The following is a 26,056-nucleotide window of genomic DNA, read 5'->3' as shown; positions in this document are numbered from 1 at the left end:
GGCGCCCTTCAGGGAAAGTAGCGGGAGACGGTGTCGGCGACGCAGGCGGGTTTCTCCTGACCCTCGATCTCCACGGTGACGCGCACGACCGACTGGATGGCCGACTGGATGGCGCCCTTGATCTCCTCGACCTTGACGATCTCGCCCCGGCCGCGGACGCGCGACCCGACGGGGACCGGCGCGACGAAGCGCAGCCGGTCGAGCCCGACGTTGAGACCGGAGGAGAAATGTTCGATGCGGAGGATCTGCGGCAGGAACAGGTTCGTCAGGCTCAGCGTCAGGTAGCCGTGCGCGATGGTCGTGCCGAAGGGGCCGTCCTTCGCGCGGACCGGATCGACATGGATCCATTGGTGATCGCCGGTGACGTGGGCAAAGCCGTCGATGCGGGTCTGGTCGATCGTCAGCCAGTCGCTGGCACCAAGGTCGGTGCCCTCCTTGCCGAGGAGATTGCGGGGAGTCTCGAAGATCACCGCCACGGTCAGGCCCTCTGGCTCGACACGGAGAGCGTCTCGCCCGTCATGTAGGAGGACAGGTCGGAGGCCAGGAAGACCATCACGTTGGCGACTTCCCAGACCTCGGCGGGCCGGCCGAAGGCCTCCTGCGCGGACAGCCGGTCGAGCGCGTCCTGCGTGGTGACCTTGGCAAGGAAGGGATGCATGGCGATGGACGGGGCGACCGCGTTGATCCGCACGTTGTGGGCCGCCGCCTCGATGGCGGCGCAGCGGGTGAAGGCCATCACGCCGGCCTTGGCGGCGGCGTAGTGCGCCTGCTCCGCCTGGGCGCGCCACCCCAGCACCGAGGCGTTGTTGACGATGATGCCCGACCGGCGCGCGTACATGCCGGGCAGGAAGGCGCGCGACATCCGGAAGACGCTGGTCAGCGTGACGTCGAGAACGCGGCTCCACTGCTCGTCGGTCATGTCGACGACCGACGCCTGCCCGCCCAGACCGGCGTTGTTCACCAGCACGTCGACGCCGCCGAAGGCGGCCTCCGCCGCGTCGCGCAGGCTCTGGACGTCGCTTTCCCTGGTCACGTCGCAGACGACGGTGGCGGGGCGCCGGCCGGTCTCGGCTTCCAGCCGGTCGGCGGCCTCGCCCAAGCGCCGTTCGTGGAAATCGCTGATCAGCAGACGCGCGCCCTCTTCGGCCGCGCGCTTCGCCACGGCGAACCCGATGCCGGTGCCGGCGGCGGCGGTGATGACGACCGACTTGTCGCGCAGCAGGTCGCGGGCCGGCGGGTAATGGGGGGAGGGGAGGGGAGTGCTCATGGCGTTGATCCTTCGCTGGCGCCGGTCAGGCCGATCAGGCGGGCGACCCGCTCGCGGTGGTGCGCGGGATCGCCCAGCCAGGTCGAACTCGACCAGGCGCGTTTGAAATAGAGGTGGGCGTGGTGTTCCCAGGTGAAGCCGATGCCGCCATGAAGCTGGATCGCCTCGCCGGCGCAGAGGCGGTAGGCGTCGGAACACCAGCTTTTCGCGACCGAGCAAGCCTCGATCAACTCGGGCGTGCCCTGATCGATGGCCGCCGCCGCGTACAAAGCGGCCGAGCGGGCGGCTTCCACGGCCACCATCATGTCGGCCAGCGTGTGCTTCACCGCCTGGAAGGAGCCGATCTTGCGGCCGAACTGCACCCGTTGCTGGGCGTACTCGACCGTGGTCGCCAGGCAGAAGGCGGCTCCGCCGGTCTGTTCCGCCGCCAGCAATCCGGCGCCGATGGTCAGCGCCCGTTCAAGCGATGGACCGGCTTTGCCCGCCTCGCCCAGGACGAGGTCGTCGGACACCGTCACGTTCTGGAAGCGAACGCGGCAAAATGGCCGGGTCAGATCCAATGGCGGCTGGCGTTCGATGACGACACCGGCGCTTTCGGCGGGCAGGGCAAGGAGGCTGATGCCGGCGCCGTTCGCCGTTTCCGGCGCGCGGGCCACGACCAGCAGCAGGTCGGCCACATGGGCGAAGGGGACGAAGCCGGCCTCTCCGTTCAGGAGCCAGCCGTTGCCGTCGCGGGTGAGCAGGGCGGTGATGCCGTCGGGCGAGGGCCTGCCCTCCAGCCCGGTGATGGCCATCGTCGCCTTGGTGGTGCCATCGGCAATGGCGGGCAGGAGAGCCTCCTTCTGCCGCGGGGTGCCGGCGTTCAGGATCGTCTGGACGGCGAGCACGGCGGTTTCGAAGAAGGGGGCGACGGTCAGCCGGCCTCCGGTTTCCTCCAGCACCAGCGCCATGGCGACGGCACCCACACCGCTGCCGCCATAGGCCTCCGGCACCATCAGGCCGGCGTAGCCCATCTCCACCGCCAGGGACGTCCACAGGTCGGCGTCCCAGCCCTCGGGCGAGGCGATGGCCGCGCGCAGGCGTTCCAATCCGGCGGTCTTGGCGAGAAAGGACCGGACGCTTTCCTGGATGGCGCGCTGGTCGTCGGTCAGGGCGAAATGCATGCTCGCCATCCCCTCAGGCCGTGCCGTAGACCGGCTTGGCGGGCGCGCGCGCGTCCAGCAGGCGCCGCACGATCGGACCAAGCTCGGCGGCCGACCAGCGGGCCTTCTTGTCGATCTCGGGGCTGTCGGTCCAGCCCTGCGACAACCGGATGCGACCGCCCTTCAATTCGAACACCTGACCGGTCACCTCGGCCGATTGGGCGCTGCACAGCCAGGAGACCAGCGGTGCTGTGTTTTCCGGCGCGTAGATGTCGAAGCCCTCCTCCTGCCGGCTCATCTCGGCGGCGAAGGCGGTTTCGGTCATGCGGGTCCGGGCGTTGGGCGCAAGCGCGTTGGCGGTGATGCCGTAGCGGGCCAGTTCGGCCGCCTGCACCAGGGTCAGGGCGGCGATGCCGGCCTTGGCGGTGGAATAGGCGCTCTGCCCGACGCTGCCCTGGAGGCCGGCGCCCGAGCTGGTGTTGATGATCCGCGCGTCGACCGGGCTTCCGGCCTTCTGCCGGGCGCGCCAATGGTCGACCGCGTGGCGGCTGGTGCAGAAATGCCCGCGCAGATGAACCCGCAGCACGGCGTCCCATTCGTCCGGCGTGCAGGAGACGAACATGCGGTCGCGCACGAAGCCGGCGTTGTTGACCACGGCGTCCAGCCCGCCAAAGCTGTCCAAGGCGCATTGCACGATGCGGCGTCCGGCCTCCCAATCGGTGACGTCGTCGGTGTTCGCCACCGCCCGGCCGCCGGCCGCGCGGATCTCGTCGACCACCTTCTCGGCGGCGCCCTTGGTGGCGCCGCTTTCGCCGTGGGTGCCGACGCCCAGATCGTTGACCACCACGCAGGCCCCCTCGGCGGCGAGATCCAGCGCGTAGGCACGGCCAAGCCCGTTGCCGGCACCCGTTACGATGACAACCCGCCCCTCACACATCTGCGGCATCATTCTTCCCCGTTCTCTGACTGTCTGGCGGTCGCGGTGCGCCGCTCGCGCTCCCTGGCCGTGTCGCCGCGCAGGCGGACGGCGATGGCGTTGGCGCGGATGCGCGGGCGGTCCGGCTCCATCGCGGCGAGCGGCCGGCATTCGACCATGTCGGTAAAGGATTCGCGGGCGAGACGCTGGTATTCGCTCTCGCCACCGTTGCGCGTCCCGTCGTTGCGCCCCCCGTCGTTGCGCGCCCCGTCATTGCGCCACGTGATCTGTTCGGGCGCGAGCGTCCTGAGAAGCCGCGCCGGGTTGCCGGCGATCAGGCTCCGGTCGGGAAACACCGCGTCGGGCCGCACCAGCGACAGCGCGGCGACGAGGCAATCCTCGCCGATCTCGGCGTTGTCGAGCACGACCGCGTTGATGCCGATCAGCGTGTGACGGCCGACGCGGCAGCCGTGCAGGACGGCGCCATGCCCGACCGTCGCCCCCAGCCCGACGAGACAATCGTTGCCCGACGAGGTGTGGATCGTGCAGTTGTCCTGCACGCTGCTGGCGCCCTCGACCACGATGCGGCCGAAATCGCCCCGCAACGAGGCGCCCGGACCGAGGTAGCAGCCGGGTCCGACGATCACGTCGCCGATCAGCGTCGCCGCCGGATGCACGAAGCTGGTCGGATCGACGACGGGAACGATGCCCTGATAGCTGTAGGTCGGCATGGGATCACAGGCGCTCGATGATGGTGACGTTGGCCTGTCCGCCGCCTTCGCACATGGTCTGGAGGGCGTAGCGGCCCCGGCGCTTCTCCAGCTCGTTCAGCATCGTGGTCATCAGGCGGGCACCGGTGGCGCCCAGCGGATGGCCGAGCGCGATGCCGCCGCCGTTGACGTTGACCTTGGCCGGATCGATGCCGAGATCCTTGATCCAGGCAAGGGGGATGCTGGCGAAGGCCTCGTTGCATTCGAACAGGTCGATGTCCTCCAGCCTCAGGCCGCTTCTCTCCAGCGCGTGGCGGGTGGCCGGGATCGGCGCGGTCAGCATCCACACCGGATCGGCGCCGCGCACGGTCATGTGATGGATGCGGGCGCGCGGCGTCAGGCCGTGGCCCCTCACCGCCCGCTCCGAGGCGATCAGCAGGGCGGCGGAGGCGTCGGCGTTCTGGCTCGACACGCCGGCGGTGATGGTGCCGCCCTCGACCAGCGGCTTGAGGGTGGCCATCTTCGCGACGGACGTGTCGCGGCGCGGCGTCTCGTCGTCGGCGAAGTCGCCGACCGGGGCGATCTCGGCCTTGAAACGGCCACCGTCGATGGCGGCCAGAGCCTTGCGGTGGCTGTCGAAGGCGAACGCCTCCATGTCGTCCCGCGAGATACCCCACTTCTCGGCGATCATCTGGGCGGAGCGGAACTGCCCGACCTCCTGGTCGCCATAGCGCGCGCGCCAGCCGGGGGAGGTCGAGAAGGGATCGGGGATGCCGTAGTGCTGGCCGACGATCATGGCGGCCGAGATGGGGATCATGTTCAGATTCTGCACGCCGCCGGCGACCACCAGATCCTGCGTGCCGCTCATCACGCCCTGTGCCGCGAAATGCACCGCCTGTTGGGACGAGCCGCATTGCCGGTCGATGGTGACGCCGGGAACATGGTCGGGCAGACCGGCGACCAGCCAGCAGGTGCGGGCGATGTCGCCGGCCTGGCTGCCGATGGTTTCGGTGCAACCGAACACCACGTCGTCGACCGCCGCCGGATCGACCCCGGTCCGGTCCATGAGCGCCTTGATCGCATGGGCGCCGAGATCGGCCGGGTGCATGTCGGCAAGCGAGCCCTTCTTGCGGCCGATCGGCGTGCGGACCGCGTCGATGATGTAGGCTTCAGGCATGGTCGCTCTCGTGCAGGAAGGTTTGGTCGGGACCCAGCGGCCGGGTCAGGATGCGGTGTTCGACGCGGGCGGTGTGGAAGGCCGGGTCGCCCCAGGCGAAGGTCAGCGCCAGGGCGCGCTTCAGGAAGAAATGCACGTCCACCTCCCACGAATAGCCCATGGCGCCATGGACCTGCACGGCGGTGCGGGCACCGAGGTCGGCGGCCTCCGCCGCAACCAGCTTGGCGTGGGAAATCACGGCCCTCGACCGGACGTCGCGGGAATCGAAGCGCGCGGCGGCGGCGTGAAGGACCGGGCGGGCGAACTCGATCTTGACCTGGACGTTGGCGAGCAGATGCTTGACCGCTTGGTAGGAAGCGATCGGCTTGCCGAACTGCGTGCGGTCCTTGGCGTAATCGACCGCCAGATCGACGCAGCGCTGGGCGATGCCGAGGCACTGGGCGGCGGCGAACAGGGCGCCACGGTCGAGCGCGTCGGCCAGCAGCGGCGCCGCCGTTTCGGCGTCGGCGATGCGGGTGGCGGGCGAGGGCGTCCAGGCGACCTCGAACAGCCGGCGGAACGGGTCGATGCTGGTCCTGCGGGTCAGGGCGACGGCGTCGCGTCCGACCAGATGCAGCGCGCCGTCATGGACCAGCAGCAGCGCCGCCGCCGTGTCGGCGTCGGCCACCAACGGGTTGATCGGGTGGCCCACCGCCAGCGTGACGGCCCCGGTGATGGCTTCGGCCAGCAGCGGGTGTTCGGGCGCGGCGGCGGCCAGCAGCGGCAGGGCGACGCCGGCGTGCTCGACCAGGGGCTCCGGCAGGGCGGCGCGGCCGCAGGCTTCGGCGATGATCGCGAAGTCGAGCGCCCCGAGGCCCAGGCCGTCCTGGTCCGCCGGCAGCAGGACGGGGATCAGGCCGGTGTCGGCGATGGCGGCCCAGCGATCCTCCTCGCGGGTGGCGCCGGTTTCCATCAGGCGGCGCAGGGCCGACGGCGGGCAATGGTCGTCCATCAGCTTGGCGACGACATCCGCCAGCATCTTCTGTTCGTCGGTGAAGGTGAAGTTCATCGGCCTGTTCCTCAGCGCGGCAGGCCGAGCATCCGCTCGGCGATGATGTTGCGCTGGATCTCGTTGGAGCCGGCGTAGATCGGCCCGGCGAGCGAGAAGATGTAGTCGTCCAGCCAGTCGCCGCCGGTGTGAGGGTCGGTCGGGTCGGGCATCAGCTCGGCCCGCGCCCCCAGGATCGACAGCGCGACACGGTTCAGCGCCACGTCCATTTCCGACCAGAAAATCTTGTTGGTGCTGGTTTCCGGTCCGATGGGCTGACCGGCCAGGATACGGCTCGTGGTCGCGTAGATGGAGAGGGCGTAGGCCTCCGCGTCCATCCAGGCACGGGCGACGGCGGCGCGCGTCGCCGTGTCGGCCGGGTCGCCCTGCCGTTTGAACAGCTCGACCAGCCGGGCGGCGGCGACCTGATAGCGGGCCGGGCTGCGCAGCATCAGACCACGCTCGAACCCCGCGGTGACCATGCAGATGTGCCAACCCTGGCCGTCGTCGCCCAGGCGCTGGTCGGCGGGAACGCGGACGTTGTCGAGGAAGACCTCGGCGAAACCGACCTTGCCGTCGATGCGGGCGATGGGCTTGACCGTGACGCCCGGCGCGTTCAGCGGGAAGAGGATCAGCGTCAGCCCCTTGTGGCGCTGGCTGCCCGGCTCGGTGCGGAACAGGCCGAAGGCCCAGTCGGCGAAGGCGGCGCGGGACGACCACGTCTTCAATCCGTTGAGGACATACGCGTCGCCATCGCGCACGGCGGTGGCGCGCACGCCCGCCAGATCGCTGCCGGCCTGCGGTTCCGACCACGCCTGCGCCCAGATCTCGTCGCCCGAGGCCATGGCCGGCAGGAAGCGCGCCTTCTGCTCGGGCGTCCCGAACTCCATCAGCGTCGGGCCGAGCAGGAAGATGCCGTTCTGGTTCACCCGGCCGGGCGCTCCGGAGCGGTAATACTCCTCCTCGAAGATCAGCCATTGGATCAGATCGACGCCGCGGCCGCCGTAATCCCGTGGCCAGGTGACCATGCCCCAACGGCCTTCGGCGAGGGTGCGTTCCCAGGCGCGGTGAGCCTCGAAGCCCTCGCGGGTGGCGTCGAAGGAGGGGAGGGGCCGGTCCGGCACATGGCGGGCGAGCCAATCACGGATCTCCGTGCGAAAAGCCTGCTGTTCGGGCGTGTAGGTCAGATTCACCGCTGGCTCCTAGAAGCTTGCCGCTTGGCCCTTGTTGTGGACGAAGGCGTCGCGCGCCTTCTGGCTGTCCTCGTGCATGTACATTTCGAGGGTGAAGCCCTGTTCGAACCGGTAGCCGTGGCAGGGATCGGTCGCCTCCAGCCCGTTCAGCGCCTGCTTGGCCAGCACCAGCGCGGTGCGGCTCTTGGCGGCGATGACGTTGCAGAAGGCGCGGGCTTCCTCCAGCAACCGCTCGCGCGGCACGACCTTTTCCACCGAACCGATGCGGTGCGCTTCCTCCACGGTCACGCGGCCGCCGGTGAAGAAGGCGGCGCGCACCTTGTGGACGGGCAGCATGCGCGACAGGAAGGCGGCACCGCCCATCGCGCCACGGTCGATTTCGGGGAGCGAGAAATAGGCCCCCTCGGCGGCGATCAGCGCGTCGGACGCGCCGGCGATGTTGACGCCGCCGCCGATGACGAAGCCGTGCAGGGCCGAGACCACCGGCACCGGGCATTGGCGGATCGCCTGGAAGGTCAGGTAATTGTCGCGGTTCAGCTTGACGATGCGCTCCGGATGGGCCTGCATCTCCTTGATGTCGACGCCGCCGCAGAAGCCTTTGCCCTCGGCCCGGATCAGGACGCAGCGGACCTGCTCGTCCGCTCCGGCGATGTTGACCAGGCCGGGTATCCGTTCCCAGCCGCCGGTGTCGAACGCGTTCACGGGCGGGCAGTCGAACAGGATCTCCGCGACGCGGCCCCGGAGTTCAATGGTGATTGGCATGGATCTTCCCTGTCGCCGAGAGGGTCGTGTCGGATGATTGCAGGGCGGCCAGCCGATCGCGCGCCTCGGCGACGATGCGCTCGACCAGTTCACGGCAGGTCGGGATTTCGGTGATGCGCCCACCGACGACGCCGGTGGCCATCACGCCTTCGTCGGGCCTGCCCTCCACCACCGCTTTCTGGATCAGCATCGGGGCGCTGGCCGCCATCATGGCTTGTTGCAGGCTCAGACCGCCGTGGGCGGTCATGCCCTTCACCGAACGGTACAGTTCGCTCCAGCCGGCACCGGTCTGGCGCTTCATGGACAGGCCGCATTCGACGGCGCGCAGCCACATGCCGATTCGGCCCGATCGTTCGATCCTGTCCAGCAACGGCGTGCGCACCATGCGCTGGGGAATGCCGTCCAGTTTGGTCGTCAGCAGAATTCCGTCGGTGGTGGCCTTCAGGTAGCGCTCCTTGCTGGCCATCGGCACCGGGCTTTCAGCGGTCAGCAGGAAGCGGGTTCCCATGGCGATGCCGACGGCGCCAAAGGCCAGAGCGGCGGCCAGACCGCGCCCATCGGCGAAGCCGCCCGACGCGATCACCGGTATCGTCACGCTGTCGAGCACCTGCGGCAGCAGGACCGTGGTGGGAACCGATCCGGTGTGGCCGCCACCCTCGCCACCCTGGACGTTGACCATGTCGACGCCGAGCTGCGCCATCTTCTGGGCGTGCTTGACCGCACCGACCGTCGGCACGCAGAGGATGCCGGCGTCGCGGAAGCGGCCGATCATCCGGGCATCCGGGCCCCGGCCGAAGCTGACGGCGCGGATCTGGTCCTTGTTGGCGATGATGGTGTCGACGATCTCCGACGCACCGGGCTGAAACATGTGGAAATTCACGCCGAACGGTTTGTCGGTCAGGCAGCGCAGCTTGGCGATCTTGATCGCGGCCTCGGCCGGGGCCATCACGGCGGCGCCGAGGAAGCCGAAGGCCCCGGCCTCGCAGGATGCGGCGACCAGCGGCGGCTCCGCGACCCAGCCCATCGCGGTCTGGATGATCGGGTATCGGCAGCCCAGCCGTTCGACCAGGATCGTGTGGAGGGGATCGCGGGGCATCCGCTAGCTCTCCCCGGCCTGGGACTTGTTGGCGGACGCCATCGACCGGGCATCGAGACCGCCCAGGCTGTTGACGGAGGTCAGATCATTCTGGGCGTGGGCGAAATGGTGCATGTGGAAGGCGGCGTCCATCGCCGTCCGCTTGCCGCGCAGATCCTCGACATGGTTGAGCGCCTGCTTGGTCAGCCAGTTGCCCAGCCGTGGGCGGGAGGCCAGCTCGGCCGCGACCGCGCGGGTTTCCTCCTCCAGCCGGTCGCGGGCGACGAGGCGGTTGACCATGCCGAAATCATGGGCCCGCCGGGCCGGCATCCGCTCGCCGAGCAGGATGAATTCCTTGGCGACGCGCGGCGGCAGTTCGAAGCCATGGGCAAAATACTCGACCCCCGGAATGCCCATCCGGCCGACCGGATCCTGGAAAAAGGCGTCATCCGAGGCGATGATGAGGTCGCAGACCCAGGCCAGCATCAACCCGCCGGCCACGCAGGCGCCTTGCACCATGGCGATGGTCGGCTTCGGCACGTCGCGCCAGCGCCGGCACATGCCGAGATAGACCTCCTGCTCGCGGGTGTAGAGCAGCTCCGCCGCCGGCTTGTTGGTGTGGTCGGGGTAGAGCAGCTTGCGGTCGAAGGAGCCGTGCAGGTCCCGGCCCGGCGTGCCGATGTCATGCCCGGCCGAGAAATGCTTGCCTTCGCCCTTCAGAACGATGACCCGGATCGCGTCGTCGTCGACGGCGCGCTTGAAGGCGGCGTCGAGGGCGTAGGTCATCTGGGAGTTCTGGGCGTTGTTGAAGCGCGGCCGGTCCATGATGATCCAGGCGACCGGTCCCTCGGTTTCATAACGGACCGGGCTGTCCGTCTCGTAGACCGGCGGCACGTAATCCGGTTGCGCGTTCCTGGGTTCGACGAGATCGTTCATCGTTGCACCTCACCCGGGCCGGCGGTCGCCGGGCGGATCGCCCTTGAACACGCTCTTGCGCACGTTGTTGGGGTCGAGCCGGCGGATCCGGTCGAGCTGCCCGGCGGTCGGGGCCGGGGTCGTCGGAACGACGTCGGGGCGGACCAGCGGAAAGCCGGTGTTGTCCTGCACCTGATCGAAGCTGACGCCGGGATGCAGGCTGACGACGCGGACTGCGTGTTCCGGGCCGCCGAAATCGAGCACCGCGAGGTCGGTGACAATGATCCGCAGGTCGAGCCCGCGCGGCGGCGAACCCCGCAGGTAACGGATCGGGTTGTAACCGGCGCTGCACACGAAATCGACCTCGCCGGCCACGAAACTGCGGGTGGTGTGGGAGGCGAAGAAGAAGCTGTTCGGGTGATGGACCGAATTGCCCGGAAAACCGCGCACCCCCAGCATCGCCGATTTCGGTTTGTCGTGGCTGCCGATCACGCTGATGTTGGTCTGGCCGAAACGGTCGATCTGCACCGGCGCCACCATGGCGTGCCGCTTGCCGCCCCACAGGGTGGAGAAGACGCGGTCGTAGGGCGACCAGCCCTCGATCTCCGGCGCGGGATTCTGGCGCGGGCCGGGCGGCACCGGCTCGGACGTGTAGAAACACTCGCCGTCGGTGGTCTGGAGGGCCGGGTTGAAGGTCGTCTTGGCCAGCGCGGCTCCGAGGCGGGGCAGGGGGCCGATGCCGGTCGCCATCACCTCGCCATCGTTGCGCCACGCTTCGGCGGCGGCCACGATGAGGAGTTCGGCCAGGGAGTAGGGGGGCGTGGTCATGGTCGCCTCGCTCAATAGACAGGCTTGGGCAGGGCGGCGATCCGGCCGGTTCCGCCCACGGCGTCGAGATAGGCGTCCGGCCGGACACCGATGAAGGAGTTCCGGTACAAAGCCCAGGCTTCCGGCGAGGCGGCGCTCTCGACGTAGGTCCTGAGATGGCCGGGATCGAGGTGATAGTCCGGGTCGGCGCTGGTCGGATGGGCGCCGAAGGGCGCCTCGGCCACGCCGGTGATCAGGCTGCGCTCGCACAGATTGAAGCGCGCGTTCGCGGCCATGTCGAGATCCGCCGTCGGTACGATCTTCTCGGCGGTGACGTAGACCTTGTCGGCGGCACGGGCCATCAGCTCGTCGAACAGCGGATCCGGGCTCAAGGTCAGCGCGTTGCCGCGCTGGTCGGAACGATGGACGTGCAGCAGCGCCACATCGAGCTTGAGCGCCGGCACCGCCACCAACTCCTCGCCGTCAGGGAACGGGCTGAAGACGGTCCTGAAATAGGGGTTGCGAAGGAGGTCGGTGCCGGCGCCGATCCGGGTCGGAAGGAACGGCACACGCATCGCCGCGGCCCGCAGACCGAGGTGGAACATGCCCTCGTCCATTTCCAGAACCGCGAGGCCCGCTTGGCGGGCGGCACGGAAATGCGGATCGAGCGGCTGATGATCCAGAGACACGAAGGCGAAGACCAGCTTGGCGATGCGCCCCTCGGCGGCCAGCATCCCCACATCGGGGCCGCCGTAGCTGACCACGGTCAAATCCTTCACGCCCGACCGCAGAATGGCGCGGACCAGAGCCATCGGCTTGCGCCGGGTTGCCCAGCCGCCGATTCCGATGGTCATGCCATCGGACAGTTGATCGACGATGCCGTCGATCGTCATGCGTTTGTCGAGCATGATCAACCCTCGCTTTCGGGACGAGCCCAGACATGGCCCCAGTCGCTGACCGGCAGGCTGGTGGTGGTGACCCAGGTGGCGGGGTCGATCTGCAACCCGTGGCAGCCGTACTCGATGTCGAAGCCGCTGGGCGACCGGATGTAGAAGGAGAGCATCTTGTCGTTGACGTGCCGGCCCAGCGTGCTGGAGATGCGGACCTCGTTCTTCTGGGCACGCTCCAGGGCGCGGCCGACGTCGTCAACGCTGGCGACCTCGACCATCATGTGGACGAGGCGGGACTCGTTGGGCGGCAGTTGGCCGAGCGCCAGGCTGTGGTGGCGGGCGTTCTGCGCGTGGAGGAAGGCGAAGCCGACTCCGGGATCGTCCGCGCCGCCGCCGGCCAGGAAGAAGCGGCCGAGGTCCGTGTCGCCGAAACCCAGAACGTCCTTGTAGAAGGCGTGGACGTCGTCGAAGTTCAGGGCGGCCAGGACGACATGCCCGAGCCCAAGCTCGCCAGCCTCGCCGGTCACGAAGCGGCTGACGCCGGACGGCGACTGGAACGGCGCGTAGTCGAGGAAGCGGCCGTGATAGATTTCCAGCTCGTAGCCGGCGGGGTCGGACGAGCGGGCGATCGCCGCCACCTGCCGGGCCTTTGCCTCGGCGGCGGTGCCAAGCTCCACGGGCCGGCCAGCGGCGCCCAGGCGCTCGACCGCGGCGCGGAACGCCTCTTCCGTGGCGAATTCCCAGCCGGGACGGACGAACGCGTCGCGCTCGCCGCGCTGAATCCAGAAGCGGAACGGCCGGTCGTCCATGCGGAACAGAAGCACATCCTCGTGCGGGGAAGGAGCCGGCATCAGGCCCAGTGTCTCGGTGGCGAAACGCGACCACGACGCGAGGTCGCGGGTCTCGATCACCACATAGCCAAGCGATTTCACTTTCATCGACGCGCTCCCTTCCGGATGGCCTGCTTTCCGCGAGCCTGTTTTCTGCGCGAACGCGGCTTTTCGCAGGTCCGATTTAACGAATATGCGGGATATCATGGCTAGTTTGCAACGCAAATCAACATAGAATCCTCGGTGCGCCAGAGGAATGCGCTGCTCAGTCCGGCTTCGCGTACGATTTCACGATCTCGAGGAAAAGCGGGCGCTCGCCGCCGCCGTCGACGTTCAGCTGCGCCCCGCTGACATAGGCGGCAAGCGGCGAGGCAAGATAGAGCGCCGCGGCGGCGACGTCGTCGCCCCGGCCCATGCGGCGCAGCGGCAAAGAGGAGGCGATGGCATCGCGGGCGATGGCCGATCCATAGGTCTCTTCCGCGTTTTCCGTTTCAATCAGACCGACGACGATGGCGTTCACCCGCACCGCCGGTCCCCATTCCTGGGCGAGACTCCGGGTCAGGCTGAGCAGGCCGGCCTTGGCGGCGCCGTAGATGGCGGTTCCCGGTGACGGGCGGATGGCGGAGACGCTGGCGATGTTGATGATGGAGCCACCGGTTTCCTGCGTCGCCATGACGCGGTTGGCCGCCTGGGCGGCATGAAGCGGGGCGAGCAGGTTCAGCGCCAGGATGGCCTCCGAGAAGCGCGGAGACGCGGTCGCGGCGTCGGCCTGGGGTGAGCCGCCGGCGTTGTTCACCAGTATGTCCAGTCGGCCGTGGCGCTCCGCCACCGAATCGACGAAGGCGCGTGCCTGGCCGGCGTCGCGGAGGTCGCAGGCGTGGAAGCTGGCGGTGCGTCCGTTGACGCTCGGCAGGGAGGCCGGTTCGTGGCGGCCGCAGACGGCCACCTCGCACTGCGCGTTGAGCAGGGTTTCGGCGATGCTGCGGCCGATGCCCCGGGTGCCGCCGGTGACGATCGCGACGCGGCCGGGAAGGGTGAAAAGGGGCTGCTGGTCGGGCAAGACGCTCTCCTGGCGCTGATGAACGGTTTGGCTCGATGGTCGATAGATTGCTGCAAATCGGCGAGTTGACGCTTGATGAATTATCGATTTGCGTAGATAAATGTATCACATCCTACGAAGGATGCTATGACGGCCGACCGGAAGGCGTCACCCCAACCAAGGAATCCCGACCGTGGTCCCAAGCAGCGCTTCCCAATCCCTTTCATCGTCCAGCGCCGCGGCGCCCGCCGCGGACGTCACGCCCGCCGAACTGGTGGAGCGCGCCCGCGCCATGATCCCGACCTTGCGCGGGCGCGCCGCCCGCACCGTCGCCGAGCGGAAGGTGCCGGACGAGACCATCGCCGAGTTCCAGGCCGCGGGCTTCTTCCGCATCCTGCAACCGCGCCGCTGGGGCGGTTACGAGATGCACCCCAACGTGTTCTTCGAGGTGCAGAAGATCATCGCCCATGGCTGCATGTCGTCCGGCTGGGTGCTGGGCGTGGTGGGCGGCCATCCCTATGAGATCGCCCTGTTTCCCGATCAGGCGCAGCGCGATGTCTGGGGTGCGGACGACAGCGTCCTCGTGTCCTCCTCCTACCAGCCGGTCGGCAAGATCGAGCGGACGGAGGGCGGCTACCATCTGAGCGGTCATTGGGGATTCTCCAGCGGCTGCGACCACTGCCAATGGGTCCTGCTCGGCGCGGTGATCCCGCCGGAAAAGGACGGCGACGCCCCCGACATGAGGACCTTCCTGGTGCCGCGCTCGGACTACACGATCCTGGACGGCTGGAATGTCTTCGGCCTTCAGGGGACCGGCAGCCAGGACATCGTGGTGAAGCGGGCCTTCGTTCCGGAACACCGCACCCACAAGGCGTCCGACGGCTTCCTTTGCACCAACCCCGGCCAGGTCGAGAACGCGGCTCCGCTGTTCCGTCTGCCCTGGGCGCAATTGTTCCTGCGTCTGGTTTCCACATCGGCGTTGGGCGGCACCCGCACCGCCGTCGAAGCCGCGCTCACCATCATGAAGGAGCGCGTCTCCACCAACACCGGCAAGGTCTCCAAGGCCGATCCCCTGCTGCTGAACGGCATCGCCCGCGCCTACGCCCAGCTTGACGAGATGGAAGCCGTCCTGAGCCGCAACATGGACGCGATGCTGGCCTGTGCCGAGGCCGGGCAGGAGGTGCCGATGGACAAGCGCACCCTCTACCGCTACCAGTCGGCCAGCGTCGTCCGCCGCTGCTCGGATCTGGTGGACGACCTGCTGCCGATGCTGGGCGGCCGCGCCATCTACACGTCGAGCCCGATCGTCCAGCCCTGGCTCGATCTGAAGGCCGCGCGCGCGCACGTCGCCAACGACACCAACAATTTCGGCCCCGACCTGACCAACAGCCTGCTCGGCGAGGGGCCGGCCTTCAAGTTCCTCTGACGGTGGCGCGACGACAGGGAGGGAAAGAGCAAGACATGGCAAAGGCCCCCATCACGACGACCCGGCACACGCTGGGGTCGGGGTATGAAATCTGCGTCAACGAGGCCGGTTCGGGACCCGCGGTGGTGTTCATCCACGGCAGCGGACCGGGTGCCAGCGGCGCATCCAACTTCAGCCGGAACATCGACGCCTTTGTCGACGCCGGCTACCGGGTTCTTCTGCCGGACCTGATCGGCTACGGCGCGTCGTCCAAGCCGGAGGGCATCGATTACACGCTGGCCCTGTTCACCGACACGCTTCATGAGGCGCTGCTGGCCCATGGGGTGGACAAGGCGACCCTGGTCGGCAATTCGCTGGGGGGCGGCATCGCGATCCAGATGGCGCTGGACCATCCCGGCTTCATCGATCGTCTGATCCTGATGTCGCCCGGCTGCATCGAGGAGCGCGAGGTCTATTTCGCGATGCCCGGCATCGCCCGGATGGTGAGCGATTTCGGCGGGGCGGGTTTCACCATCGAGGACCAGCGCCGGCTCGCCACCGCTCTGGTCTATGACCCGGTCCATGTCACCGACGAACTGGTGGCGGAGCGGTTCGCGGTTGCGCGGACCCAGCCGAAGGATGTGCTGGTCCGCATGCGCACCCCCAATCTGGCGCCCCGTCTGGGCGAACTGCGCATGCCGATCCTCGGATTCTGGGGGTTGCAGGACCAGTTCCTGCCGGAAAGCGGCGCCAAGCGCTTCCTGGAGGCCTGCGACGATGCCCGCTTCATGACCTTCAACCGCGTCGGCCATTGGGTCCAGGTCGAACGGGCCAGGGAGTTCAACCGCTACTCGATCGATTTTCTGAAAGCTGATCGCGATGAATGACCACGCCGACGAATTGTACCGCGCCCTGCGCGGCCGGACCACCGTCCCCCCCCTGTCGGAGCGGGGGCTGGGGCTGACCATCGACGACGCCTATGCCGTCTCGCTTGCCGTGATGGAGCGGCGGCAGGGCGACGGCGAGCGGATCGTCGGCAAGAAGATCGGCGTCACCTCCAAGGCCGTGCAGGACATGCTGGGGGTCCACCAGCCCGATTTCGGCTTCCTCACCGACCGCATGTGGGTTCGGGGCGGGGTCGTGGACATCGACGCCTGCGGTCTGATCCAGCCGCGCGCCGAGGCCGAGATCGGCTTCATCCTGAAAAAGCGGCTGGCCGGGCCTGGCGTGACCGCCGCCGATGTGCTCGACGCCACCGAGGCCATCGCGCCCTGCTTCGAGATCGTGGACAGCCGCATCGACGGCTGGAGGATCGCCATCGTCGACACCGTGGCCGACAACGCGTCCTGCGGCGTCTTCGCGCTCGGCGAGGCGCGCGCCGATCCGCGCGACCATGATCTGCCCAACCTGAAGGTCACCGTGCGCAAGAACGGCGCCCCCCTGTCCGAAGGCTATGGTTCGGCGGTGCAGGGATCGCCGCTGGAGGCGGTGGCGTGGCTGGCCAACACCTTGGGTGTCCACGGCGTCACGCTGGACGCCAGCGACGTGATCCTGTCGGGCAGCCTCGTCCCGTTGGCCCCGGCGTCGCGTGGCGATCTGTTCGAGATGGATCTGCATGGGGTCGGTGCCTGCTCCCTCCGCTTCGTCTGAGTCCCGATCATGCGCCTTTCGCTCGATCACCTGACGGTCGTGGACACCGTCCCGGAGGAGCTTGCGGTGGTCGCGGCGCAGGTCGGCTGCGCGGGCATCTGCCTGTTCCTCCAATCGATGGAGGTTCTGCCCCGCATGCCGCGCTTCGACCTGATCACCGACCGCGCCGCGCGCCGCCGGACGCACGCGCGCTGTCGGGATCTCGGCGTCGCGGTCGATCTCGTCTATCCCTTCACGCTCAACGGCCGCTCCGCGCCTGACGATTTCCTGGCGGGGCTCGAAGCGGCAGCGGAACTTGGAGCGGACAGCGTCAACGCGCTTCTCTACGACCGGGATACCAACCGCCGGGCCGATGTCTTCGCCGGCTTCTGCGAAATCGCCGATGGACTCGACCTGCGGGTGGCGGTGGAGTTCTATCCGCCGTCGCAGATCGCCAGCCTGCGGGCCGCCCGCGATCTGGTCGACCGTGTCGGCCGGCCGGGCCGGGTCGGCATCACGCTCGACCTGCTGCATCTGATGCGCTCGGGCGGCGGCGTGGCCGATGTTGCGGCCGTCCCCCCCGTGTCGATTCTGGTCGCCCAGCTTTGCGACGGTCCTGCCGTCGTCTCCTCCGAAGGCTTGATCCTCGAGGCGGCGACCCAGAGGCGTTTGCCGGGGCAGGGCGTGTTCGATGTGGCGGGTTTCGTCGCGGCTCTTCCCGGCGGCGTCCCCGTCACCGTCGAGATTCCCCGGGAGGACGCCCTGGTCGCCGGACTCCCGCCCATCGAACGGGCCACGGCGGCCGTCGCGATGACCCGAACGGCGTTGGGATGGCCCCCGGCCGGTATGCCACCCCGATAGGATTGGGGTCGTTTCGGAGCGAAAACGGTCGCGATACCGACGATATGTTGGTACATTGCGTAGCAATGGCAACGCTGGCGATCATACATAAGGGTTTTCATGCAGATCAGAAAGGGGCGTCGGTCGACCTCGACCGGACTCGACGCGGTCGATGAGGCGATCATCGACATTCTGCGGTCGAACGGCCGGGCGACCAACCAGGAGATCGCCGAACGTCTGTCGATCACGGCCGGAACGGTCTCCGCGCGCCTGCACCGGCTGGAGGAAAGCAAGGCCATGAAGGTGGTGGCCGTGGCCGATTTCGCGGCTCATGGCTACAACATGCTGATTGCCACGGGCGTCAAAGTTCTGGGGCGGCTGGTGACCGACGTGGCGCGCGATCTCGCCGAGTTGCCGGAGGTCTTCAGCCTGCACATCATGAACGGCGCCTACGACATCGAAATGCTGGTCATCCTCCATGAATTCGAGGAGATCAACACCTTCCTCCTCGATCATGTCGCGCGGATTCCGGGAATCAGCGAGATCAATCCGGGCATAGCCGCCGACATCGTCAAGTTCGAATTCAATGTGGCGCCCCTATGAGCACCAGCAAACTCGACGACCTCGACCACCGGATCATCGAAGCGCTGGGCCGCGATGGCCGCTCGTCGAACCGGCAGATCGCCGGTGAACTGGGGGTGACGGAGGGGACGATCCGCTCCCGCATCAAGCGCCTTCAGAACGATGGGCTGATCCAGTTCACCGTCGTCACCAGCTTCCGCATGGCGGGCTCGCCCAATCTGGTGATGATGGGGATCCATGCCGACCCCGGCCGTGTGCCGGAACTTGCCGCCGAACTGTCGGCCATTCCGGCGATCGGCTGCGTCATGGTGCTGCTCGGCCGCTACAGCCTGATGGCCATGGGATTGTTCACGAGCTTGGAGCAGGTCCATGACCTCGTCAGCTCGCGGATCAAGATCCTTCCCGGAATCCGTCAGGTCGACGTCTCGGTTTCGGTCCACAGCATCAAGTACGACGCTGGAATGGCCCGCATAATCCCCCGCAGCGAAGACGCGGCCGACGTCGAGGAATAGAGTGTCACGCCGCCGGCCTGTCGGGCCGGCGGCGTGATGCCGATCGTCGGATCAAGAATTTATCCATCGATGGCCGTTGACGACCGCCGCCGATGCCCGTGCCAGCCGGCGTGACGGGACAAAGTTGTCATCCCCTCGGATTTCAGAAGATCGAGCGCGGCGACGATAAGGCCGCTGCTTTCACGCTCCCGCCGGGACCGGAGCGGGGCCCGTGGTGGAGGGGAGTGTCCATTCCATTCTGCGCATATCATTCCTCTGTCGCCGAAATACCCCAGGCGGAGAAAGAAAACGGGCCTGCGACGTACGAAGGTCGGGCCACGCCATGGCGATATGCTTGCTAGTGACGCAAACATATAGTAAGTAAGCACTAACAAATTTCCGGCGACCGGCGACGCAATCCCAGGGCCGCCCATCGGGAGGAGGAGAGACGATGCCGAAGGACTCGATCGAACAGCCGCGGGATGAGCGTGTTCTGCCGCTTGAGGATTCGCCCGGCCTGCGGCAGGCCCTTGCCGAGGCGAACCTCCAGACGCTTCTCATGGTCTATGTGCACCTGACACAGGACGAGGCGATGCTCGGCCGTTTCGCGCCCTGCATCCATCCCGTTTTCTCCGGCCGCCCCAGCGACATTCCCACCGACCTTGCGGAAGAGCTGCGCGACAGGCTGGCCGAGGTGCTGACCCGTCCGGTTCCCAAGGCGACCGGAGCTTTGCCCGTCGCCCTGATGAAGAGGATGATGAGCGTCGGTGTCGGCGAACCGGTCGACGACGAATATCTGCCGCTTCTTCTCGAACAGATGGGGTTCGAGCGTCCGCTGCCGCGCCTGAAGCGATCCGGCCGCGCGGCGCCGCCGGAGAATTTCAGCGTCCTGGTGATCGGTGCCGGTTTGACCGGACTTGCCGCCAGCATCAAGCTGCGCGAGGCCGGCTATGACCATGTGATCATCGAGAAGAACCCGGAGGTCGGTGGTACGTGGTACGAGAACACCTACCCCGGCGTTGGCGTCGACACGCCGAGCCATTTCTACTCCTATTCCTTCGAAATCAACACCGACTGGACCACCCACTACCCCAAGGGCCACGAAATGCAGGCCTACCTGCTGCGTGTGGCCGACACCTATGATCTGCGGCGGAACATCCGTTTCAACACACGGGTGGTCGCCTGCCGGTTCGACGAGGCGGCGGGGCTTTGGGCCGTGACCGTGCGCCATGCGGATGGGACGGAGACGTTGATCACCGCCAACGCGGTGATCAACGCGCACGGGCCGCTGAACCGCTGGTCCTGGCCCGAGATACCCGGTCTGGACGGATTCCAGGGGGCCAAGATGCACACGGCGGCCTGGAACTCCTCGGTCGGTCTGGACGGGAAGAGGGTTGCGGTGATCGGCACCGGCGCCAGTTCGGCCCAGTTGGTTCCAGCCATCGCCGAACGGGTGGAAGCCCTCACCGTCTTCATGCGCTCCAGGCATTGGGTCCTCCACAATCCGGAAATCGCCGCCGCCGTCACCGAAGGAACCCGCTGGGCCCTGCGCCATATTCCGCACTACCGGGAATGGTTCCGCTTTCGCACCTATTGGGCGGCGGCCGACGGGCTGTTCGTCAATGTGGTCAAGGATCCGGACTGGCCGGCCGACTCGCCGTCGGTGTCGGCCCACAACGAGGCGATGCGCCAGTATTGCCTGGGCTACATGCACAGCAAATTTGCCGATCGTCCGGACCTGATCGAGAAGCTGACGCCGGATTTTCCGGTCTTCTCCAAGCGGATCGTGCTCGACGCCGGATGGTTCGACGCCCTGAAGCGCGACAACGTCCATCTGGAAACCGGCAAGATCGCGCGTATCCTGCCCAACGGCATACGGATGGAGGATGGCACCGAGCACGAGATCGACGTGATCGTCATGGCGACCGGCTTCGATGTTTCCAACATGGTCGGTTCGATGGAGATCGTTGGCCGCAACGGGCGCAACCTGGGCCGGGAATGGGGCGACGATCCGCGCGCCTATTTGGGAGTCACGGTTCCGGGCTATCCGAACTTCTTTCTCACGGTCGGCCCCAACAGCGCGCCCAATCACGCCGCCGGACAGAACCTGATCTCGGAAACCCAGATCAACTACATCATCGAATGCCTGGATTTGATGATGGCCAAGGGCGGCAAGACCATCGAGCCGACCCGTGAGGCCTACATTGCCTGGAACGAGAAGATCGACCGCCGTCTGCCCGAGATGATCTGGACCCATCCCAAGGCGAAAAGCTATTACAACAACCGCAAGGGCCGGCCCTTCCTGTCCTGGCCCTACCGCCTGGTCGATTACTGGACCTGCACGCGGGCGCCCGTCGCGGAGCATTTCACCATCGCGTGACATTGGCTGGGCGTGATCGCCGGAACCGATTGCCTGCGGGGTTGCTGATTTTCCGTTTTTTGCGTGGAGATGGCCGTGATATGCGTTATAGTAGCACTCAATTAATACGCATATACCTGATGTCGCCATCATCATTGTGAAGGCGGCCGCTGGTTTCCGCGATGCGGCGCGGCGCCAGGATGGAACGTCGCCCGAGGCCGTCTGCCAACCGGAGCTGATCCATGATCGATATTTTTTCTCCCCTGCTGTTGGGCGACCTCGCTCTGTCCAACCGGATCGTCATGGCTCCCATGACACGCTGCCGCGCTGGCGATCAGGACGAGCCAACCGCGGATGTCGCGGAATATTACCGCCAGCGGGCGAGCGCCGGACTGATCGTCAGCGAGGGCGTACAGCCCAGCATTCATGGCAAGGGGTACTATCGCACGCCGGGCATCCACGATCCGGTGCAGATCGAGGGCTGGCGCCGGGTGACACGGGGCGTACGCGACGCCGGCGGTGCGATCGTGATGCAGCTCATGCATTGCGGCCGGGTGGGGGCTGTGGGCAACAAGGACCCGCGCGCCGAAACCGTCGCGCCATCGGCCGTTCCCAGCCGTCACGGGATCTACACGGCGGCCGGCATGTCGGATTGCCCAATGCCGCGCGCGCTGGAAACCCACGAGATCGCGGGCGTCGTCGACGAACAGGCCACGGCCACCCGCAACGCCCGCGCCGCCGGTTTCGACGGGGTCGAACTGCATTGCACCAGCGGCTATCTGCCGATGCAGTTCCTGGCAACCGGGACGAACAGACGCACCGACCGTTACGGCGGTTCGCCGGAAAACCGGGCGCGCTTCGTGATCGAAACGTTGGAGGCGATGGCGGCGGCGATCGGTCCGGGCCGGGTCGGCTTCCGCATTTCTCCCGGCAACCGCTTCAACGACATGGAAGACGACGAGCCGGTCGAAACCTACAGGGCCCTGCTGCTGGCGGTCGACCGTCTCGGCCTTGCCTATGTCCATGTCATCAACACGCCGATCCCCGGACTCGACCCGCTGCCCTTTGTGAGGCGGTACTGGAACGGCCCGGTGATCGGCAACAACGAGCTGTCGGTGGAGAGCGCGCGGCGGATGCTGAACGGCGGGCTGGCCGACGCGGCGTCCTTCGGGCGCCTCTACATCAGCAACCCCGATCTGGTCGAGCGCTTCCGCTCCGGCGGGCCGCTGAATGAACCGGACCGCCGCACCTTCTACGCCGGCGGCCCCGCGGGTCTGATCGACTATCCCACTCTGGCCGCTCAAGCGCGGACCGCCGTTCCGGCCTGAAGGCGGGATGGACAGGCAGGCGGGTGCGGTGAAGCGCCGTCCGCAACCGATTGATGGAGGTTATCATGTCGACAAGCGCGAGCGAAATGGCGGCGGCGCTTTTGCATGGCACGCGGGCCGGGGATCCGGCCCGGATGCGCGCCGTGTTCGAGGCTTATCTGGGGAGTTGGCGCGCGGGCGATCCGGAAGCCCGTGCCGCCCTGTTCGTGTCCGATGCCGTCGTCGAGGATCCCGTGGGCGGGCCGGTGCTGCGCGGCATGACGGCGGTGCGCCGTTTCTGGGCGGACGCCGAAGGCGCCGGCTACGCGTTCGACCCGCGGCTGGAACTGTTCATTCCCTGCGGCTCGGAAGCCCTGGCCCGTTTCGTCATGCGCATGACCAAGGACGGGCAGCCTCCCGTCGCCATGACCATTCACGAAGTTCTCGGCTTCGACGGCCAGCACCGCCTCACCTCGCTGCGGGCCTTCTGGACGCAGGAATCGATCGCCCAGCTTGATGAGGTCCGGATGCCCGACGATTATTCCCTGGGCTATATGTAACTAAGCATTCACTTACAACTTGATCGCCGCGCAGGATTGTGTGTAGTTAGAACAATGCGGAGGGCCGGAAACGCTCGGATCCGGTCCATCATCGCAGGCCGCGGAAAAGGCGGGTGGAAAATGCTTCCCGTTGCCGACCCCGCGCGTCCACTGGAAGGCCGTCCCATGGATGGGCGCCTGTGAGGACCGAGGCGGTGACCGTTGTCGGAAAAACTGCTTGAAGGCCGGATTTCATCTTCGGCAGTTCGCGTGTTTGCGAAATTTGTCACTGAGTAGAAAACGCATTCATTGATTTGTCTGTGGTCATGAACCGTGACGCGATGCATCTCCGTCACCTGTCGCAAACATCGAGGGCGGCGTGCAAGCCGAACCGCCCTGTCCAAAGGGAGCAAACGATGAACAGCCAAGCCCGTAGGGAGCATCTCTCCAAGATCCTGCGTCCCGTGGCGCCGCCGCGCCAGCTGGACAACGTCTACACCGACGATCAGCGCGAGCGTCTGCTCGACGTGGTCCACCGGAATGGTGCCTGGAAGCTGATCATCGCCCAGCATTTCTCGTCCGCCGACGCCCTGATCGCGACGCTGTCGGGCGCGATGCCGGAAGGCGTGACGCCCACCCTCGACATGTTTCTGACCCCGACCTTCCGTGGCTTCTACGCCAATTACTCGACGTCGCTGTACCCGGAAATCAACGACTGCTTCTACAACGACCAGTTTCTGAATCACGCCAAGTCCTATTGGAACGCCCAATACGCCAAGCCGCAGATGATGCTGTTCAACGTGAACGGTCCCTGCGCCAACACCGATCCGGGCCATCTCGACACGCCCAGCTTCCGCGGCGTCCGCTATGAGAGCGCGCCGACCTGGCTGTGCAGCGTCATGGGCAAGTCGGGCCTGTTCCGGGATTACCTGATCAAGATGGCCCAGGTCATCACCTGGTTCTCGCACGACCCGGACAGCGGCTTCACCTATTGGCCGGAAGGGCCGCTGGCCAAGCCGGAGCGCCTGATGCCGCCGGTCTACAACCGTGGCGTCGTGGTGCAGAACGAGATGATGATCCACCGCGGCGAGGCCAACGGCCCGCTCGACCAGCGCCGCCCGGCCGGCCTGGGCTTCGACAGCGTGTTCGAAGGGGATCCCTCCGACCGCAACCAGTGGCTGGTCAAGACCGGCGACAGGGTCATCGCGCGCCATTCGACCGACGAGCTGCGTTTCCTGGTTCATTGGTCGGCCGAGGTGTTCGAGGACTATGCCGAGTTGAAGAGGAACATGGATCGCACGGCGGATCTCAGCTACGACCAGGTCTTCGAGACGCTGATCAAGGACGTCCGATCCAAGGGCATCGCCATCGATCCGCCGGCCAATCCGCTTGCCGACCCGGTCTTCATCCGCACGCTGAACGCCGCTTACGACGTCGGCCGGCCGGCCGAGTACCCGGCCGAGGCGCCGGTGTGCGGGCTGAACCTCGCGGGCGCGAAGGCGGCCTGAGCGCGTGGCCGCTGACGGCCGGGGATCCGTGGCGATGCGGGTGAGGGAATGACCAGTCTGGATGGAACCGTCGTGATCGTCGGCGCCGGTCATGCCGGCGGAAGCGTCGCGACGATGCTGAGGCAGCAGGGCTGGCTCGGGCCGGTGGTTCTGTTGGGCGAGGAGCCGCTGGCTCCCTACCAGCGCCCGCCGCTGTCGAAGGCTTGGCTGAAAGGCGAGGCGGCCCTGGACGGGCTGCTTCTCCGCAAGCCCGAGATCTACGCACAGCAGCGCATCGACCTGCGCGTCGACACCCGCGTGGTGGCGATCAACCGCCGGGCTTGCGAGGTGGTTCTCGCCGATGGAGGGCGGTTGCGTTACGACGCGCTGATCCTGGCGACCGGAACGCGCCCGCGCGTCCTGCCGGTCGTCGGAGCGGACCTGCCGGGCGTCCTTTCCCTGCGCGGCCTGGCCGACGCCGACCGGCTGAAACTGACGCTGGGCACGGCCACGCGCCTGGCCGTCGTCGGCGGCGGTTACATCGGGTTGGAGGTGGCGTCGGCGGCGCGGAGCCTGGGTCTCGAGGTGACGGTCGTGGAGCGCGAGGAGCGGCCGCTCGCCCGTGTGGCCAGCCCGGAAATCTCCGCCTTCTTTCGGAGGCTGCACGAGGAACGCGGCGTGGCGTTCGCGCTGTCGGCCGAGGTTGCCGCGATCGGGGGGCGGGGCGGACGCGTCGCCGCGGTGGAGCTGGGGGACGGTCGGCGGATCGACGCCGATCTGGTGCTGGTCGGCATCGGCGCCGTGGCCGACATGGCGCTGGCGATCGACGCCGGATTGGACTGCCGGGACGGTGTCCTGGTCGATCAGGCCTGCCGCACCAGCGATCCGTCCATCCATGCCATCGGCGACATCACGCGCCGGCCGTTGCCGCTCTACGGTCGCGAGGGCAGGCTGGAGAACGTGCAGAACGCGCTGGAACAGGCCCGCCAAACCGCCTGCGACTTGTGCGGCAAGCCGCCGCCGGCGCCGGAAGTGCCGTGGTTCTGGTCCGATCAGTATGAAACCAAACTACAGATCGCCGGCCTGCCGTTCGGAGCCGTCCGTCGCGTCGTGCGTGGAAACCCGGCCGAGGGCAGGTTCGCCGTGTTCCATCTGATGGAGGATGGCGTCCTCGTGGCCGTGGAAGCGGTCAATCTGCCGGGCGAATTCATGATCGGCCGGCAGTGGATCGGTCAGCGCCGGGTGCTTTCCCCCGAACGTGTCGCCGATGCCGCGTTGTCGATCAAGGAGGTCGCCGGCTGATCCAGCCGCCGGCCGTCGTTCCAGGAAAATCTGATCCCATGCCCACCGTCACCTTTGTTTCCGCCGCCGGCGACCGTCACACGGTCGAGGCCGAGATCGGCAAGAGCGTCATGGAATCCGCCGTCGGCAACGGCGTGGCGGGGATCGACGCGGATTGCGGCGGCTCCTGCGCCTGCGCGACCTGCCACGTCATCGTCGACGCGGACTGGTTCGAACGGCTGAGTCCTCCGGAGGAGGCGGAAACCGCGATGCTGGAGTTCGCGGTCGATCCGCAACCGCGCTCGCGGCTCTCCTGTCAGATCCGCGTGACGGCGGACCTTGACGGGCTCGTCCTCCACACGCCGGTGTCGCAGCGGTGATGCCGG

Annotated in this window: 27 protein-coding genes; 12 read left to right on the top strand and 15 right to left on the bottom strand. The window is 67.4% G+C overall.

Translation table 11 applies throughout. The features are described 5' to 3' along the window. Positions 1-8: 8 nt before the first annotated feature. The 15 genes from JN22_RS06165 to JN22_RS06095 all read right to left on the bottom strand — a co-directional run bounded on the left by JN22_RS06165 (position 9) and on the right by JN22_RS06095 (position 13,771). On the bottom strand, positions 9-476 hold the full coding sequence (locus JN22_RS06165) for a MaoC family dehydratase (RefSeq protein WP_085553070.1): 468 nt from the start codon (positions 474-476) through the stop codon (positions 9-11). A 2-nt stretch (positions 477-478) separates the two neighbouring features. Continuing rightward, complete coding sequence (locus JN22_RS06160; RefSeq protein ID WP_085553069.1) at positions 479-1,267, bottom strand: SDR family oxidoreductase; 789 nt, start codon at positions 1,265-1,267, stop codon at positions 479-481. Continuing rightward, on the bottom strand, positions 1,264-2,430 hold the full coding sequence (locus JN22_RS06155; protein ID WP_085553068.1) for an acyl-CoA dehydrogenase family protein: 1,167 nt from the start codon (positions 2,428-2,430) through the stop codon (positions 1,264-1,266). The genes JN22_RS06160 and JN22_RS06155 overlap by 4 nt, the downstream gene beginning before the upstream one ends. A gap of 13 nt (positions 2,431-2,443) precedes the next feature. Beyond that, positions 2,444-3,358, bottom strand: a complete 915-nt coding sequence (locus JN22_RS06150; RefSeq protein WP_211099580.1) for an SDR family oxidoreductase — start codon at positions 3,356-3,358, stop codon at positions 2,444-2,446. After that, a complete protein-coding gene (locus JN22_RS06145) occupies positions 3,355-4,056 on the bottom strand; it encodes a gamma carbonic anhydrase family protein (protein ID WP_085553066.1) in 702 nt (233 codons plus the stop codon). The genes JN22_RS06150 and JN22_RS06145 overlap by 4 nt, the downstream gene beginning before the upstream one ends. 4 nt (positions 4,057-4,060) lie before the next feature. Next, complete coding sequence (locus JN22_RS06140) at positions 4,061-5,212, bottom strand: acetyl-CoA C-acetyltransferase (protein ID WP_085553065.1); 1,152 nt, start codon at positions 5,210-5,212, stop codon at positions 4,061-4,063. Further along, a complete protein-coding gene (locus tag JN22_RS06135) occupies positions 5,205-6,260 on the bottom strand; it encodes an acyl-CoA dehydrogenase family protein (protein WP_085553064.1) in 1,056 nt (351 codons plus the stop codon). Before JN22_RS06135 ends, JN22_RS06140 begins: the two co-directional genes overlap by 8 nt. Positions 6,261-6,271: 11 nt before the next feature. Next, positions 6,272-7,432 (bottom strand): acyl-CoA dehydrogenase family protein, encoded by a 1,161-nt coding sequence (locus tag JN22_RS06130; RefSeq protein WP_085553063.1) that lies wholly within the window; start codon positions 7,430-7,432, stop codon positions 6,272-6,274. 9 nt (positions 7,433-7,441) lie between these two features. Continuing rightward, positions 7,442-8,194 carry an enoyl-CoA hydratase family protein gene (locus tag JN22_RS06125; RefSeq protein ID WP_085553062.1) on the bottom strand — a complete coding sequence of 251 codons (753 nt, stop codon included), beginning with the start codon at positions 8,192-8,194 and terminating at the stop codon, positions 7,442-7,444. Continuing rightward, positions 8,178-9,290 carry an NAD(P)H-dependent flavin oxidoreductase gene (locus JN22_RS06120; protein WP_085553061.1) on the bottom strand — a complete coding sequence of 371 codons (1,113 nt, stop codon included), beginning with the start codon at positions 9,288-9,290 and terminating at the stop codon, positions 8,178-8,180. Before JN22_RS06120 ends, JN22_RS06125 begins: the two co-directional genes overlap by 17 nt. Before the next feature lie 3 nt (positions 9,291-9,293). Then, the gene (locus JN22_RS06115; protein ID WP_085553060.1) at positions 9,294-10,205 is read right to left on the bottom strand and encodes an enoyl-CoA hydratase; all 912 of its coding nucleotides are present in this window, start codon (positions 10,203-10,205) and stop codon (positions 9,294-9,296) included. Between the two features lie 9 nt (positions 10,206-10,214). After that, positions 10,215-11,012: a CoA-transferase subunit beta gene (locus tag JN22_RS06110; protein ID WP_085553451.1), complete on the bottom strand. Its 798-nt coding sequence runs from the start codon at positions 11,010-11,012 to the stop codon at positions 10,215-10,217. An 11-nt stretch (positions 11,013-11,023) separates the two neighbouring features. After that, the gene (locus JN22_RS06105; RefSeq protein WP_211099579.1) at positions 11,024-11,899 is read right to left on the bottom strand and encodes a CoA transferase subunit A; all 876 of its coding nucleotides are present in this window, start codon (positions 11,897-11,899) and stop codon (positions 11,024-11,026) included. A gap of 2 nt (positions 11,900-11,901) precedes the next feature. Then, on the bottom strand, positions 11,902-12,819 hold the full coding sequence (locus JN22_RS06100) for a VOC family protein (RefSeq protein WP_179166054.1): 918 nt from the start codon (positions 12,817-12,819) through the stop codon (positions 11,902-11,904). Between the two features lie 157 nt (positions 12,820-12,976). Continuing rightward, positions 12,977-13,771: an SDR family oxidoreductase gene (locus tag JN22_RS06095; protein ID WP_085553058.1), complete on the bottom strand. Its 795-nt coding sequence runs from the start codon at positions 13,769-13,771 to the stop codon at positions 12,977-12,979. A 172-nt stretch (positions 13,772-13,943) separates the two neighbouring features. On the opposite strand from JN22_RS06095, the gene JN22_RS35165 reads away from it, so the two are divergent. From JN22_RS35165 to JN22_RS06035, 12 genes are all read left to right on the top strand, one after another. Further along, a complete protein-coding gene (locus JN22_RS35165) occupies positions 13,944-15,176 on the top strand; it encodes an acyl-CoA dehydrogenase family protein (protein ID WP_211099578.1) in 1,233 nt (410 codons plus the stop codon). 35 nt (positions 15,177-15,211) lie between these two features. After that, a complete protein-coding gene (locus tag JN22_RS06085; protein WP_085553056.1) occupies positions 15,212-16,042 on the top strand; it encodes an alpha/beta fold hydrolase in 831 nt (276 codons plus the stop codon). Next, positions 16,035-16,805 (top strand): fumarylacetoacetate hydrolase family protein, encoded by a 771-nt coding sequence (locus JN22_RS06080; protein WP_085553055.1) that lies wholly within the window; start codon positions 16,035-16,037, stop codon positions 16,803-16,805. Before JN22_RS06085 ends, JN22_RS06080 begins: the two co-directional genes overlap by 8 nt. 9 nt (positions 16,806-16,814) lie before the next feature. Further along, positions 16,815-17,645 carry a sugar phosphate isomerase/epimerase family protein gene (locus JN22_RS06075; RefSeq protein ID WP_085553054.1) on the top strand — a complete coding sequence of 277 codons (831 nt, stop codon included), beginning with the start codon at positions 16,815-16,817 and terminating at the stop codon, positions 17,643-17,645. Positions 17,646-17,744: 99 nt separating this feature from the next. Then, the gene (locus JN22_RS06070; protein WP_085553053.1) at positions 17,745-18,227 is read left to right on the top strand and encodes an Lrp/AsnC family transcriptional regulator; all 483 of its coding nucleotides are present in this window, start codon (positions 17,745-17,747) and stop codon (positions 18,225-18,227) included. Continuing rightward, entirely contained in the window at positions 18,224-18,718 is a 495-nt protein-coding gene (locus JN22_RS06065) for an Lrp/AsnC family transcriptional regulator (RefSeq protein WP_085553052.1), read from the top strand. Before JN22_RS06070 ends, JN22_RS06065 begins: the two co-directional genes overlap by 4 nt. Before the next feature lie 430 nt (positions 18,719-19,148). Beyond that, positions 19,149-21,077 carry a flavin-containing monooxygenase gene (locus JN22_RS06060; RefSeq protein ID WP_085553051.1) on the top strand — a complete coding sequence of 643 codons (1,929 nt, stop codon included), beginning with the start codon at positions 19,149-19,151 and terminating at the stop codon, positions 21,075-21,077. A 221-nt stretch (positions 21,078-21,298) separates the two neighbouring features. Next, complete coding sequence (locus JN22_RS06055; protein ID WP_085553050.1) at positions 21,299-22,384, top strand: alkene reductase; 1,086 nt, start codon at positions 21,299-21,301, stop codon at positions 22,382-22,384. Between the two features lie 65 nt (positions 22,385-22,449). Then, positions 22,450-22,923 (top strand): nuclear transport factor 2 family protein, encoded by a 474-nt coding sequence (locus JN22_RS06050; protein ID WP_179166053.1) that lies wholly within the window; start codon positions 22,450-22,452, stop codon positions 22,921-22,923. A gap of 395 nt (positions 22,924-23,318) precedes the next feature. Then, positions 23,319-24,410 carry a hypothetical protein gene (locus tag JN22_RS06045; protein WP_085553048.1) on the top strand — a complete coding sequence of 364 codons (1,092 nt, stop codon included), beginning with the start codon at positions 23,319-23,321 and terminating at the stop codon, positions 24,408-24,410. Positions 24,411-24,482: 72 nt separating this feature from the next. Next, positions 24,483-25,691: an NAD(P)/FAD-dependent oxidoreductase gene (locus tag JN22_RS06040; protein WP_247877485.1), complete on the top strand. Its 1,209-nt coding sequence runs from the start codon at positions 24,483-24,485 to the stop codon at positions 25,689-25,691. A gap of 38 nt (positions 25,692-25,729) precedes the next feature. Further along, positions 25,730-26,050, top strand: coding sequence for a 2Fe-2S iron-sulfur cluster-binding protein (locus JN22_RS06035; protein WP_085553046.1), 321 nt, complete (start codon positions 25,730-25,732; stop codon positions 26,048-26,050). Positions 26,051-26,056: the final 6 nt, after the last annotated feature.

Origin of the sequence: Azospirillum agricola, from assembly GCF_020005195.1 — a bacterium.
GTDB classification, from domain to species: Bacteria; Pseudomonadota; Alphaproteobacteria; order Azospirillales; family Azospirillaceae; genus Azospirillum; species Azospirillum agricola.
This window is presented reverse-complemented; position numbering and strand designations above follow the sequence as displayed.

Excerpts from the sequence above, each read along its gene's own strand:
- JN22_RS06160 (WP_085553069.1), bottom strand. The coding sequence starts at position 1,267 with ATGAGCACTCCCCTCCCCTCCCCCCATTACCCGCCGGCCCGCGACCTG.
- JN22_RS06155 (WP_085553068.1), bottom strand. The coding sequence starts at position 2,430 with ATGCATTTCGCCCTGACCGACGACCAGCGCGCCATCCAGGAAAGCGTC.
- JN22_RS06150 (WP_211099580.1), bottom strand. The coding sequence starts at position 3,358 with ATGATGCCGCAGATGTGTGAGGGGCGGGTTGTCATCGTAACGGGTGCC.
- JN22_RS06145 (WP_085553066.1), bottom strand. The coding sequence starts at position 4,056 with ATGCCGACCTACAGCTATCAGGGCATCGTTCCCGTCGTCGATCCGACC.
- JN22_RS06140 (WP_085553065.1), bottom strand. The coding sequence starts at position 5,212 with ATGCCTGAAGCCTACATCATCGACGCGGTCCGCACGCCGATCGGCCGC.
- JN22_RS06135 (WP_085553064.1), bottom strand. The coding sequence starts at position 6,260 with ATGAACTTCACCTTCACCGACGAACAGAAGATGCTGGCGGATGTCGTC.
- JN22_RS06125 (WP_085553062.1), bottom strand. The coding sequence starts at position 8,194 with ATGCCAATCACCATTGAACTCCGGGGCCGCGTCGCGGAGATCCTGTTC.
- JN22_RS06120 (WP_085553061.1), bottom strand. The coding sequence starts at position 9,290 with ATGCCCCGCGATCCCCTCCACACGATCCTGGTCGAACGGCTGGGCTGC.
- JN22_RS06115 (WP_085553060.1), bottom strand. The coding sequence starts at position 10,205 with ATGAACGATCTCGTCGAACCCAGGAACGCGCAACCGGATTACGTGCCG.
- JN22_RS06110 (WP_085553451.1), bottom strand. The coding sequence starts at position 11,012 with ATGACCACGCCCCCCTACTCCCTGGCCGAACTCCTCATCGTGGCCGCC.
- JN22_RS06105 (WP_211099579.1), bottom strand. The coding sequence starts at position 11,899 with ATGCTCGACAAACGCATGACGATCGACGGCATCGTCGATCAACTGTCC.
- JN22_RS06100 (WP_179166054.1), bottom strand. The coding sequence starts at position 12,819 with ATGAAAGTGAAATCGCTTGGCTATGTGGTGATCGAGACCCGCGACCTC.
- JN22_RS06085 (WP_085553056.1), top strand. The coding sequence starts at position 15,212 with ATGGCAAAGGCCCCCATCACGACGACCCGGCACACGCTGGGGTCGGGG.
- JN22_RS06080 (WP_085553055.1), top strand. The coding sequence starts at position 16,035 with ATGAATGACCACGCCGACGAATTGTACCGCGCCCTGCGCGGCCGGACC.
- JN22_RS06075 (WP_085553054.1), top strand. The coding sequence starts at position 16,815 with ATGCGCCTTTCGCTCGATCACCTGACGGTCGTGGACACCGTCCCGGAG.
- JN22_RS06070 (WP_085553053.1), top strand. The coding sequence starts at position 17,745 with ATGCAGATCAGAAAGGGGCGTCGGTCGACCTCGACCGGACTCGACGCG.
- JN22_RS06065 (WP_085553052.1), top strand. The coding sequence starts at position 18,224 with ATGAGCACCAGCAAACTCGACGACCTCGACCACCGGATCATCGAAGCG.
- JN22_RS06060 (WP_085553051.1), top strand. The coding sequence starts at position 19,149 with ATGCCGAAGGACTCGATCGAACAGCCGCGGGATGAGCGTGTTCTGCCG.
- JN22_RS06055 (WP_085553050.1), top strand. The coding sequence starts at position 21,299 with ATGATCGATATTTTTTCTCCCCTGCTGTTGGGCGACCTCGCTCTGTCC.
- JN22_RS06050 (WP_179166053.1), top strand. The coding sequence starts at position 22,450 with ATGTCGACAAGCGCGAGCGAAATGGCGGCGGCGCTTTTGCATGGCACG.
- JN22_RS06045 (WP_085553048.1), top strand. The coding sequence starts at position 23,319 with ATGAACAGCCAAGCCCGTAGGGAGCATCTCTCCAAGATCCTGCGTCCC.
- JN22_RS06035 (WP_085553046.1), top strand. The coding sequence starts at position 25,730 with ATGCCCACCGTCACCTTTGTTTCCGCCGCCGGCGACCGTCACACGGTC.